6 protein-coding genes are annotated in these 12,087 nt (G+C 68.1%); 2 read left to right on the forward strand and 4 right to left on the reverse strand.

Annotated features, from left to right (window positions below; all coding sequences use genetic code 11):
- Positions 1 to 5,585: non-ribosomal peptide synthetase (locus tag JHD82_RS27120; protein ID WP_199139882.1), on the forward strand; the 5,585-nt coding region annotated here is incomplete at its 5' end.
- Positions 5,586 to 5,764: 179 nt separating this feature from the next.
- Positions 5,765 to 8,164: a TonB-dependent siderophore receptor gene (locus JHD82_RS27125; RefSeq protein WP_199139884.1), complete on the forward strand. Its 2,400-nt coding sequence runs from the start codon at positions 5,765 to 5,767 to the stop codon at positions 8,162 to 8,164.
- Positions 8,165 to 8,240: 76 nt separating this feature from the next.
- Here the strand turns inward: JHD82_RS27125 and JHD82_RS27130 are convergent, their stop codons facing one another.
- From JHD82_RS27130 to JHD82_RS27145, 4 genes are all read right to left on the reverse strand, one after another.
- Positions 8,241 to 9,275 (reverse strand): FecR family protein, encoded by a 1,035-nt coding sequence (locus JHD82_RS27130; protein ID WP_199139886.1) that lies wholly within the window; start codon positions 9,273 to 9,275, stop codon positions 8,241 to 8,243.
- 12 nt (positions 9,276 to 9,287) lie between these two features.
- Positions 9,288 to 9,887: an RNA polymerase sigma factor gene (locus tag JHD82_RS27135; protein WP_199139888.1), complete on the reverse strand. Its 600-nt coding sequence runs from the start codon at positions 9,885 to 9,887 to the stop codon at positions 9,288 to 9,290.
- A gap of 215 nt (positions 9,888 to 10,102) precedes the next feature.
- Positions 10,103 to 11,401, reverse strand: a complete 1,299-nt coding sequence (locus JHD82_RS27140) for a lysine N(6)-hydroxylase/L-ornithine N(5)-oxygenase family protein (RefSeq protein WP_199139890.1) — start codon at positions 11,399 to 11,401, stop codon at positions 10,103 to 10,105.
- An 11-nt stretch (positions 11,402 to 11,412) separates the two neighbouring features.
- A partial coding sequence (locus tag JHD82_RS27145) for a GNAT family N-acetyltransferase (RefSeq protein WP_233174910.1) occupies positions 11,413 to 12,087 on the reverse strand: 675 nt, incomplete at its 5' end.

A 12,087-nucleotide genomic window follows, 5' to 3' on the forward strand; every position in this document is an offset into this window, starting at 1 on the left:
AGGTGCTGGGCCTGGAGCGGGTGGGGCGCAGCGACAACTTCTTCGCGCTGGGCGGTGATTCCATCCTGAGCCTGCAGATCGTCTCGCGCCTGCGCCGCTTCGGCTGGAAGCTGTCGCCACGGCAGCTGTTCGAGCGGCAAAGCATTGCCGAGCTGGCGCGTGTGGCCGAGCCCGTGCAGGACGAGGCCGTGGAGCAGGAGACCCCGGTCCAAGGGAGCGTTCCCCTGCTGCCCATTCAGGCGGAGTTCTTCAAAACGGACGTGCCGCAGCGATCCCACTGGAACCAGGCCCTGCTGCTGCGCAGCACGCAGCCGCTGCAGCCTGCGCCGCTGCGCCAGGCCCTGGCCGATCTGCTGGCCCGGCACGACAGCCTGCGCCTGCGCTTTCGCCCCACGGCGCAGGGCGCCTGGGAGCAGGCCTACGCAAGCCCGTCCGAGGCCGACCTGCAGGCACTGCTGTGGGTGCGCCAGGCACGGGATGCCGGCGCGATCGAGACCTTGTGCGAACAGGCGCAGCGCAGCCTGGACATCGTCCACGGGCCGCTGCTGCGCGGGCTGTGCATCGAGGTGGGCGACGGCAGCTGGCGCCTGCTGCTGGTGGCCCACCATCTGGTCGTCGATGGGGTCTCCTGGCGCATCCTGCTCGAGGACCTGCGTTCGGCCTATGCCAGCCGGCTGCAGGGCCTGGAGCCCGCCAGGGTCCACAAGACCGCCAGCTACCAGCGCTGGTCGCAGGCGCTGCAGGCCCATGCCGCGCAATGCGGCGGCGAGCTGGCCTTCTGGCAGGCGCTGGCCCAGGTGCCGGCCGTCCTGCCCTGTGCCCGCCCCGAGGGGGCCAACACCCTGGCATGGCAGTCCAGCGTCGAGCTGCGGCTGGACCGGGAGCGCACCGAGGCCCTGATCAGCCGCGCGCCGGCGGCCTACAGGACGCAGATCAACGACATCCTGCTGGCCGCCCTGGGGCGCGCCCTGTGCGCGTGGAGCGGGCAGCAGCGCATCCTCGTGGACCTGGAGGGCCATGGCCGCGAGGAGCTGTCGGCCGGCGTGGACGTCTCGCGCACCGTGGGCTGGTTCACCAGCGTGTTCCCGGTGGCGCTCGATGCGGGCACAGGCTTTGGCGACGCGCTCAAGCGCGTCAAGCAAAGCCTGCGCGAGGTGCCGCTGCACGGCCTGGGCCATGGCGTGCTCAAGTACCTGGGCACGGCGCAGCAAAGGCAGGCCATGCAGGCCTTGCCCCAGGCCAGCCTGGTCTTCAACTACCTGGGGCAGTTCGACGCAAGCTTTGACAGCGCGGCTCAATGGTTGCCGGCTGCAGAGGGCAGCGGCATGCCGGCCGACGCCTCGGCGCCGCTGTCGCACGAGTTCACCATCAATGGCCGCGTCTACGACGGCGAGCTGGTGATGACGGCCGCCTTCAGCACGGCCCGCCACGACACCGCCGATGTGCAGGCCTGGATGGGGCGCTACCGGCAGGAGCTGGAAGGGCTGATCGACCACTGCCTGAGCGGCGCGCAGGGGGTGACGCCCTCGGACTTCCCGCTGGCGCGGATCACGCAGGCGCAGCTGGACGGCCTGGACCTGCCTGCGGGCAATCTGGCGGACCTCTATCCGCTGTCGCCCATGCAGTCGGGCATGCTGTTCCACAGCCTGTCCGATCCCTCCGGGCTGTCCTATGTCACCCAACTGCGCATCGATGCGCATGGCCTGGATGCCGCGCGTTTCCGAAAGGCCTGGCAGGCGGTGCTGGACCGCCATGCCGTGCTGCGCAGCGGCTTCCTGGCCGATGCGTCCCTGCCGCTGCAATGGGTGGCCAGGCAGGTCCTGCTGGACATCACCGAGCATGACTGCCGGCACAGCGAGGATGTGGCTGGGGCCCTGGATGCCCTGGCCGCCGGGCAGTTCGCGGCCTTCGACCTCAGGAAGCCGCCGCTGATGCGGCTGGCCCTGGTGCGCGTGTCCGATGGCAGCCACCACTGCATCTGGACCGCCCACCACCTGCTCACGGACGGATGGAGCTCATCGAGCCTGCTGGGCGAGGTGCTGCGCGACTACAAGGGCATTGCCGTGGAGCCCGTGGACACCAGCTACCGCGACTACATCGCATGGCTGCAAGGCCTGGACCACGGGGCCAGCGAGGCCTACTGGAGGCGCCTGGTGCAGCCGCTGCACGAGCCCACCTTGCTGGTGGATGCGCTTGCCCGGCCTGCTGTCCGGCCTGGTGCCTTGCCTGCAGCCCGGCAGGGGCACCACGAGGCCGGCGCCGCGCTGGATGCCGGTGCCACGCAGCAGCTGGTGGAGTTTGCCCAGCGCGAGCGCGTGACGGCCAACACCCTGGTGCAGGCCGCATGGTCGCTGGTGCTGGCGCGGTACACGGGCCAGGCCACGGTGGCCTTCGGGGCCACGGTGGCAGGCCGCCCGCCCGAGCTGGCCGGCGTGGAAAGAATGCAGGGGCTGTTCATCAACACCTTGCCGGTGGTCGTGGCCTGCGACGGCGCGCTGGAGCTGGGCCCCTGGCTGCGCACGCTGCAGGCTCAGAACCTGGCCTCGCGCGAGCATGAGCAGACGTCGCTTTCGGACATCCAGCGCTGGGCGGGCAAGGGCCAGCGCGGCCTGTTCGACAGCATCCTGGTGTTCGAGAACTACCCCATGGATGCCGTGCTGTCCGCGCATGACGACCCGCATCTGCGGTTTGCGGTGACGCATGCCATCGATGTGACCTCCTATCCCATGGACCTGGAGGTGCGGCTGGGCGATGTGCTGTCGCTCAAGATGATCTACCAGCGGAGCAGCTTCGGCGATGACGCCGTGCAGGCCCTGCTGCGGCAACTGGTGCAGGTGCTGGAGTCCATGGCGAGCGAGGGCATGCACTGCCTGCGGGACATCGCCTTGCTGCCCGAGCCCGGCCGCGATGGGCCGGCGGGCACGGGCACGGGCATGGGCACGGATGCCTGCCGCCCGCCGTTCCTGCCCGTGCATGCCGGCATGGCGCTGCAGGCGCGCCGGGACCCGGGTGCGGTGGCGCTGGTCATGGGCGAGCAAACCATCAGCCATGGCGAGCTGCAGGCGCGCAGCAACCATTTCGCCAACCGCCTGGTGCAGGCCGGCGTGGGGCGCGGCGCCATCGTCGGCATCGCCATGGAGCGTTCGCTGGAAATGGTGATCTGCCTGCTGTCCGTGCTCAAGGCGGGCGCGGCCTACCTGCCCCTGGACCCGGCGTCGCCTGCCGAACGCCAGAGGTTCATGCTGGCAGACAGCGGTGCCTCCCACCTGATCGCCCACAGGGCGGCGCTGCACAAACTGGGCACGCCCGCCGTGGTCCATCTGGTGGTGGCCGAGGAGGTGGACTTCACCCAGGCCTGCAACGCGGCGCCGGCCCATGCCGTGCATGAGCGCGACCTGGCCTATGTGATCTACACCTCGGGCTCGACCGGGCAGCCCAAGGGCGTGGTGGTCGAGCACGGGCCGCTGTCCATGCACTGCGCGGCCACGGCCGGGATCTACGGCATGCGGGCGAACTCGCGCGAGCTGCATTTCATGTCCTTCTCCTTCGACGGCGCCCACGAGCGCTGGCTGACGGCGCTGAGCATCGGCGCCGGCCTGGTGCTGCGCGAGCCGCAGATGTGGACGGCGGAGCAGGCCTGCGAGGCCCTGCGCCACCATGGCATCTCCAATGCCGCGTTCCCTCCGGCCTATCTGGCGCAGATCGCGGACTGGGCCGCAGAGCAGTCGCAGGAGCCGCCGCCGGTGGAGTTGTATGTCTTCGGTGGCGAGGCCATGCCCAAGGCCGCCTACGACAAGGTGCGCCAGAGCCTGCGCCCGCGCCTGCTCATCAACGGCTACGGCCCCACCGAGACGGTGGTGACGCCGCTGATCTGGAAGGCCGATGCCAGCGAGACCTTCGACTGCGCCTACGCCCCCATCGGCCGGCCCGTGGGCGAGCGCACGGTGCACATCCTGGATGCCGACCTGCACCGTGTGCCGCACGGCGTCGTGGGCGAGCTGTACATCGGCGGCTATGGCCTGGCGCGCGGCTATCTGTCGCGCCACGGCCTGACGGCCGAGCGCTTCGTCGCCGACCCCTTCGACGGCGGTGGCGGCCGCCTGTACCGCACGGGGGACCTGGTGCGCGAGATGCCGGACGGCAACATCGAGTACATAGGCCGGGCCGACCACCAGGTCAAGATCCGGGGCTTCCGCATCGAGCTGGGCGAGGTCGAGAAGGCCGTCCGGGCCGTGCCCGGCGTGGTCGATGCCGCCGTGCTGGTCCAGGATGCCGGTACAGGCAAGCAGCTGGTGGCCTATGTGGTGGGGGAGGAGGGCACCGCCGCGCAGACCCTGGTCCAGCGCATCCGCCAGCAGACAGGCGAGCACCTGGCCGACTACATGCTGCCGGCCCATACGCTGGTCCTGCCCGCCTTGCCAAGACTGGTCAGCGGCAAGCTGGACCGTGGTGCGCTGCCGCTGCCGCAGGCAGATGCCGGGCGGGTTCACGTGCCACCGTCCACAGCGTCGGCCATGGCGCTGGCCCGCATCTGGCAGGAGGTGCTTGGCGTGGAACGCGTGGGCGAGACCGACAACTTCTTCGAACTGGGCGGGGACTCCCTGCTCAGCCTCAGGATGCACGCCAAGGTGCGCAAGCTGGGCGATCCGCAGCTGGACTTCAAGCTGCGCGACCTGCTGCAGCGGCCGACCATTGCCGGCCTGCTGGAGCTTCGCTCAGCCGGCGCCGGTGGAGCTGGGGGAGCTGGAGGAGTCGTGGCGCTCAACGCCGTGTGCGAGGCTGCACCACCGCTGTTCTGCGTGCATGCCGGGTTCGGCACGGTGTTTGACTACCAGCCGCTGGCACGGGCCTTGCAGGACCGGCGCACCGTCCACGCCATACCCTGCCGCAGCCTGGGCGATCCCGGCTACCGCGACCGCTCGCTGGAGCAGATGGCCGACGACTACTGCGCGATGGTGAGGCAGGTACAGCCCGCCGGCCCCTACCACCTGCTCGGCTGGTCCCTGGGCGGCAGCCTGGCGGCCCTGATCGCGGCCCGGCTCGAAGCCCAGGGACAGACGGTGGGTTTCCTGGGACTGGTGGACCCGTTCGTGCCTGCTGGCGATGCGGCCGGGTCCCCGTCGTGGTGGGATGACTTCCGGCTCTTTGTCTCGCAGATGCTGCCCTTGGCGCGCATCGAGGACCTTGCGGACATCGATGCATCGGTGCCGCCCCGCGCCGATCTTCTGGCTGCCGCGCTCGGCCGCGAAGCTGCAAGGCAAGGACCGGGGGGACCGAGCGGCCATGCCTGCATGGACGGCGCCGACCTGGCCCAGGCCTTTCTGACCACCCTGCACCTGAAGCACCTGGCGCTGCAGGCGCAGGCCCTGGCGCCCGTGCAAGCGGCGGCAAGCCTTTGGTGGAGCGATGAAACCGCGGCCGGGCACCGGCTGCGGCTCGCGCAGCAGCTGCGCCAGGAGGGGGCCGAGGGGGTCGACAGGGCCGAGGGCACGGTGATCCGCGCCGACCACTACGCCATCATGAGGAACGAGGGGCTGACGGCCGAAATCCTCGATGCATTGGCGTTGGAGTACGCGCTGGACTGACGTGAGCCGGGGACGGGGCAGGACGCCCCCGTCCCATCCCGGTTTTTTCGTGAAATCGGGGTTACACCTTGTCTCCATTTTTCTGCGCAGAACGTCTTTGGAATGCACAACAACCAGCGCCGAGGTCCGCGCCCGGTTGGTAACCAGTCTCATTCAATGCCTTTGGAAATTCTTCAGCCATGCGTTCCTTGCCCCGTCAACATCTGCTGAGCCTGGCCCTTGCCACGGCCTTTGGTTCCGTCTCGTTCTGGAGCACCGGGGCGGTGGCCCAGGCCACAGGGCAGGAGGCTGCCCAAGTGTTCGATATCCATGTGCCGGCCCAGGCCCTGGCTTCGGCCATCAACGAGCTGTCCCGCCAGACGGGAACCCAGATGTTTGCCGCAGGCGACCTGGTGGCCGGGCTCAGTTCCCGCGCCGTCAACGGCCGCCTGACATCGGAGCAGGCCTTGCGGGAGCTGCTGGCCGGCACGTCCCTGGAAGCCATCAGGACGAACAACGGAGGCTTCGCCATCCGCCGTCCCGCAGTCTCCGGCGCGACCTTGCCGACCATCAACGTCACGGACAGCGAAACCGCAGCCGGCCCCGTGCAGGGCTATGTCGCCCGGCGCAGCTCAACGGGCACGAAGACCGATACGCCCATCCTGGAGACACCGCAGTCCATCACGGTCATCGGTGCCCAGGAGATCGAGACGCTGAAGTCGCAAAGCCTGCAGGATGCGCTGGGCTACGCCGCCGGCGTCACCCGCGCCGAGGGCCTGGACCGTACCTCGGACAGCCTGTATCTGCGCGGGTTCCGCACCACGGGCATGTACCGGGACGGCAGCCTGTTCACGGCCAACATCTACGACGGACGGCAGGAGCCCTACGGCCTGGAGCGCATCGAGCTGCTCAAGGGCGCCTCTTCGGTGATCTTTGGCTCGGTCTCCCCGGGCGGCGTGGTCAACACCGTGAGCAAGCGGCCCACCACGGAAAAAATCCGGGAATTGAACATCGACGCCGGAAGCTTCGGACGCAGGCAGGTCTCGGGTGATTTTGCGGGCGCCCTGGACGACGAGGGCAAATGGTCCTACCGGCTGGTGGCGCTCAAGCGCGACAGCGACAGCTTCATCGACCATGTGCCCGATGACAGAACCTATATCGCCCCGTCGCTCAAGTGGCAGCCCGATGCGAACACCTCGCTGACACTGTTGGCCGAGGTCCAGAAGGACCGCACCGCCTACGTCTACGGACTGCCCGCCTACGGCACCCTGCTGCCCAACATCAATGGACAGATCCCCCGCAACCGCTTCATCGGAGAGGCGGGACGGGACAAATTCGATCTGGACCGCTACTCCATCGGCTATCTCTTCGAACATGCCTTTTCCGAGAAACTCAAGCTCAGGAACAGCATGCGCTACTACAACGCAAAGAGCAGCTACTTCAGCACGGACGGCTGGGGCCTGTCCGCCGACCAGCGCTCGGTGGTGGAGCGCTACTTCCAGCCGCGCTGGGACCGTTCGTCGGCCTTCGTGACCGATACCTCGCTGCAGTACCAGCTGGACCAGGGCCGCATCAAGCACACCATGCTGGTGGGCTTCGATTACGCCCTGCCAAAGCACGAGACCGAGCGCTATGAACAGCAGGCCGCCGACCTCGATGTCTTCAACCCGGTCTACGGCAAGCCGGTGGGGCCTGTCTCCCCCTACTACCGCTCGTCCTGGAAGAACGACTACAAGCGCCTCGGCATCTATGCGCAGGACCAGATCAAGATCGATGACAAGTGGGTGGTCCTGCTGGGCGGCCGCTATGACAAGGTCCGCTTCAACGAGACGAACTTCTTCACCGGGGACGTGAGCGCGGCCAATGAGAAAAGCTCGGCCTTCACGGGCCGGCTCGGCGTGGTCTATCTCGCTGCCAATGGCCTTGCCCCCTTCTTCAGCTACAGCGAGTCCTTCGAGCCCACCCAGGGCCAGGACCGCCTTGGATCACGGTTCAAGCCGACGACGGGGCAGCAGTACGAGGCCGGTGTCCGCTACCAGCCCAGCGGCTCCAGGGCCATGGTTTCGGCAGCGGTCTTCCAGCTCACCCGCCAGAACCTGCTCGTGCCCGATCCCCAGGACGCCAGCAGGGCGTTCAACATACAGGCCGGGGAAGTCCGTTCCCGCGGCTTCGAGCTGGAGGCACGAAGCTCCATCGGCCGCAATGTGAACATCATTGCCGCCTATGCCTACACGGATGCGCGCACCACGCAGGCAAGCCCCCTGCAGCCGGACGAGCTGGGCAAGCGCTCCATCGGCGTGCCCTACAACCAGATATCGCTGTGGGGCGACTACAGCTTTGGAGACTTCGGGCTTGCCGGCCTCAAGGTGGGCATGGGCGCCAGGTACCTGGGCCAGACACGCGGCCTGGCCTATGGCGTTCCCGTCTCGCTGCCGGCGTTCACCCTGGTGGATGCCATGGTCAGCTATACCACCGGACCCTGGCGCTTCGCCCTGAACCTCACCAACCTGACCGACAAGACCTATATCGCCAGCTGCTCCTACGGCTGCTTCTACGGCGAGCCCCGCAAGGTGATCGGCACGGCCACCTATCGCTGGTAAGCGGGCATGGGCCATGGGCCACGGCTGGAGCGATCCGGCCGTGGCCTTTTCTTTGTCGGGGAACCGAAGGCGCCGTTCAGAGCGCCTGCAACTGCACGCCGCCCCCGGCCTGCGGGCGCACCCTCAGCGGCAGGATGGACGGCAGCACGGCCAGCAGGCCGGCCGAGTCATTGGCGCGAAAGCGCCCGGTCAGGCGCAGCGCGGCCACGCGCGCATCGGCGGCTTCGATGGGCTGGGTGCGGTAGGCGTTGACCGTGGCCAGGGCCTCGGCCAGCGGGGTGTTCTCGAAGACCAGCCAGCCTTCGCGCCAGGCGGACAGCGTGGCGGCATCGGCCTGGCGCACGGCCTCGGCCTGGCCGTTGCGGATGTCCACGATCTGGCCGGGCAGCAGGTCCAGCGTTGCCGCCGCCGGGCCCGTCGCATCCTGCGCATCCCTGCCCAGCACCCGGACCCTGACATGGCCATGCTCCACGCCCACGGTGACGGGGCCGCCGCGGTCGCGCACGGTGAAGACCGTGCCCACGACCTCGATGCGCGCCTCGCGCGTGATGACCTCGAAGGGCCGGTCGGGATCGGGGGCCACGTCGAATCGCACTTCGCCCCGGGCCATGGACACGCTGCGGCGCTGGCGGTAGAGCGTCACGGCAATGGCGCTCTGGGGCGCCAGTTCCACCAGGCTGGCCTGCAGCGGCAGCTTGCCGTCGGCCAGAGTGATCTTGAGGATCTGCGAGTTGCGCGTGGCGTAGGCCGAGGTGTGTATGGGCTGCTGCCAGTACCAGTAGGCGCCCCGGCCCGCCAGCGCGCCTGTGCCCAGCAGCCCGGCGAAGGACAGCAGCAGCTTGCGGCGCCGGACGGCCTGGGTGGAGCGCGAGGCCCGGTCGGCCAGCAGGGTGGTTTCCTGGAACTGCTCGCGCAGGCCGCCGGACATGCCGCCCAGCAGGTTCCAGCGCAGGTGCGCCTCGCGTGCGGCGGCATCGTGCCGGGCTGATTTCCCGCGCCATTCGCCCAGGGACAGGCGGGCCTGGTCGGCCACCGGGTCGGGAGCGATTTCGCTTTGAACGATCAGCGTCAGCGCATGCTCGACCATGCGCTCGCTAGGTGCACTTGCCATGGAAAGGGGGGGTCAGGATGCGTCGTCGGTCAGTGTACTGTTGTCGAAATCCATGGCGTTGCCCAGCGCATGGTCCTCGATCAGTTCGGAGCGCAGCTGGGCCAGCACGCGCGAGCAGTCCAGCGTGGCACGCACCATGTGCTTGGCGACGGCCATTTCGGTGATGTTGAGCTGATCGGCGATTTCCGCGCGCGTGTAGCCATGGGCGCGAAAGAGGATGAAGACTTCGCGCCGGCGAGGCGGCAGGCCTTCCAGCGCCTGGACGACGCGGTTCAGGATCTGGCGCTGGGCGGCCAGGGTTTCGCTGGAGGGCGCACTGTGCTGCACCACCATTTGCTGGCGCGTCCATTCCTGGGCGGTCTTGCGCTTGCGCGCGTCGTCGATGCACAGATTGCGTGCCACGCGAAACAGCAGGGCGCGCGGGGATTCGATGCCGGCGTCGGGCAGGGTTTCGGCCTTCTTGCCGCTGCGCAGGCCCAGGGCGTGCACATAGACCCGCTCGAAGCTCGATTGCGCGATGTCGGCCGCATAGTGCGGATCTCGGAGATCGCGCGTGAGCTGGCGGCGCAGATCGCCATAGTGAGCCACGAGTTCCTGGATCAGGTCACGCATCCGGATACCTGCCTTTCCGCAAGGGCGATGGGTTGGAATCCCTGGGTCCGTACAGAGAAGGGCCTACCGGATGCTGCAACCCCGGCCAGGGCCGGGGCGGTGCAGCAGCGGGTATGGGATTCAGCGGCGCAGGTGATTCAAATTCAAATGCAAATGGTTTGCATTCAAATTATGGCATGGGAGATCCCTGCGCCATCATGCCGCCCTGCGATCTTTCAATCCTGCAGCGCCAGCTGTTCTGTGCGCGCAACATCGGGTCTTTGGGCTTGCGCTGCCAGCAGGGCTTCACCGATTTCGCCGGTGCGCACCGAAGTGACGGACAGCAGGGTGTCGCTGAGGCCGTGGGAGCCCTCGCAGGCGCCCTGCAGGAAGATGGCGGGGCGAAAGTCCGCCGTGGTGTGCACCTGGTAGTCGCGGCTCACGGAGAAGTCGCCCAGGTAGGGGGCCAGCGGGTCCAGCAGGGTCTTGTGGTGCTCGCGCGCATAGCCGGTGGCCAGCACCACCACGTCGTAGCGCGATGCATGGTCGATGCCGCTGTTGAGGTCGCGCAGGCCCAGGTGGATGCCGTCGCTGGCGGCGCGCACGTCCTGCACCTCGTGGCGGCGCAGGAAGCGATGGCGCGTATCGCCGACGACCTTCTGTTCATAGAACACCTTGAAGATGCTCTCGATCAGCTCCAGGTCGGGACAGGCGTAGTTGGTGTGCCAGAACTCGCGCAGCAGGGCGCCGCGCTCGTCGTGCGGGCGGCTGTAGACATGGTCCACGAAGTCGGCGTTGAAGATTTCGTTGACGAAGGGGCTGTCGTCCGAAGGGCGGATGGAGCGGGCGCGCATGACCAGATCGATCTCGGCGGTGGCGTAGCGGCCGTGCAGGTCCATGAAGATTTCCGCTGCGCTCTGGCCCGCACCGACCACGGCGATGCGCAGCGGCCGGGCATGCTCGGCAATGCTGCGCAGGTAGGCGCTGGAGTGGAAGACGCGCGCATCGCCGCGCAGGGGCTTGAACTGCTCGGGAATGCTGGGCGTGCCGCCGATGCTCATGACCAGGTTCTGGCCCAGGCGCTCATGCACGTTGCCGGCCGCATCGCGGGAGCGCACGCGCAGCAGCTCCACCTTGCCGTCGCGTTTTTCAGGCAGCACCTCGATGACTTCCTGGCCGTAGACGCAGCGGTCCTCGAACTTGGAGGCGGCCCAGGCCAGGTAGTCGTTGAACTCGTGGCGGCTGGGAAAGAAGGTCTTGAGGTTGATGAAGTCCTGCAGCCGGCCCTTCTCGTGCAGGTAGTTGATGAAGGTGAAGCGGCTGGTGGGATTGCGCAGCGTGGCCAGGTCCTTGAGGAAGGACACCTGCATGTGGGCCTGCTCCAGCAGCATGTCCCGGTGCCAGGCGAAGCGCGGCTGCTTTTCGATGAAGACGGGGTGCATGGCCCGTGCGGTGGTTTCGCGCTCCTTGAGGGCGATGGCCAGGGCAATGTTGGAGGGGCCGAAGCCGATGCCGATCAGCGGGTGGGTTTGCATGGAAGGTCCTTTCATTGGGTCGATGCGTCCAGTGCGTCCGGCGCGGCTGCGTCGGTCTGCGGTATCCACAAGGCGTCTGCGAAAAAGCGTTCCCTGAGCAGGACTCCCAGCACGGCGCGCTTGTGCGGGAAGTCGAATTCCTTGACCAGCGCATAGCCGCAGCGCGGCAGGCTTTTGCGCATCTTGCGGTTGTCGGCGCGCGGCTCCACGACGATGCGCTGCGTGCGGCAGTCGTCCAGAAATAGGTAGTGCGACAGCGAGGGCAGCCAGGCCGTCAGGTAGGGCCTGCCGCGAAACCGCGCCTCCCCCACCAGCGCATGCCAGCCCCGGTCATGGTCGCCCGCGTCATAGAAGGGGGCGATGCGGTCTTCCTTGGCCCAGTAGGCCTCGAAGTAGCCGAAGGGCTCGCCGTCAAGGCAGCCGATGAGGCCGAGCGCATGCGGGTCGCCGGCCATGCGCTGCAGGTAGGCGCGGTGGTGGGCAAGGTCGCCGCTTTCCTCCCAGAAATGCGCGACGACCGGGTCGTTCATCCAGCGGTGGATGAGGGGCAGGTCGGCCTCGGGCTCCACGGTGCGAAAGCTCAGCGTGCGGCCCAGCCAGGGGATGAAGCGGCGGTAGACCTCGCCGCGCGGATTGTGCAGGCGCACGGGGTGGCGCCGGCCTTCGCTGATCGTGTAGTGCAGCGC

It is taken from the genome of Delftia sp. ASV31, from assembly GCF_016428765.1.
GTDB lineage: Bacteria > Pseudomonadota > Gammaproteobacteria > Burkholderiales > Burkholderiaceae_C > Comamonas > Comamonas acidovorans.

Coding starts and splice junctions, on each gene's coding strand:
- JHD82_RS27125 (WP_199139884.1), top strand. CDS start 5,765: ATGCGTTCCTTGCCCCGTCAACATCTGCTGAGCCTGGCCCTTGCCACG.
- JHD82_RS27130 (WP_199139886.1), bottom strand. CDS start 9,275: ATGGCAAGTGCACCTAGCGAGCGCATGGTCGAGCATGCGCTGACGCTG.
- JHD82_RS27140 (WP_199139890.1), bottom strand. CDS start 11,401: ATGCAAACCCACCCGCTGATCGGCATCGGCTTCGGCCCCTCCAACATT.
- JHD82_RS27135 (WP_199139888.1), bottom strand. CDS start 9,887: ATGCGTGACCTGATCCAGGAACTCGTGGCTCACTATGGCGATCTGCGC.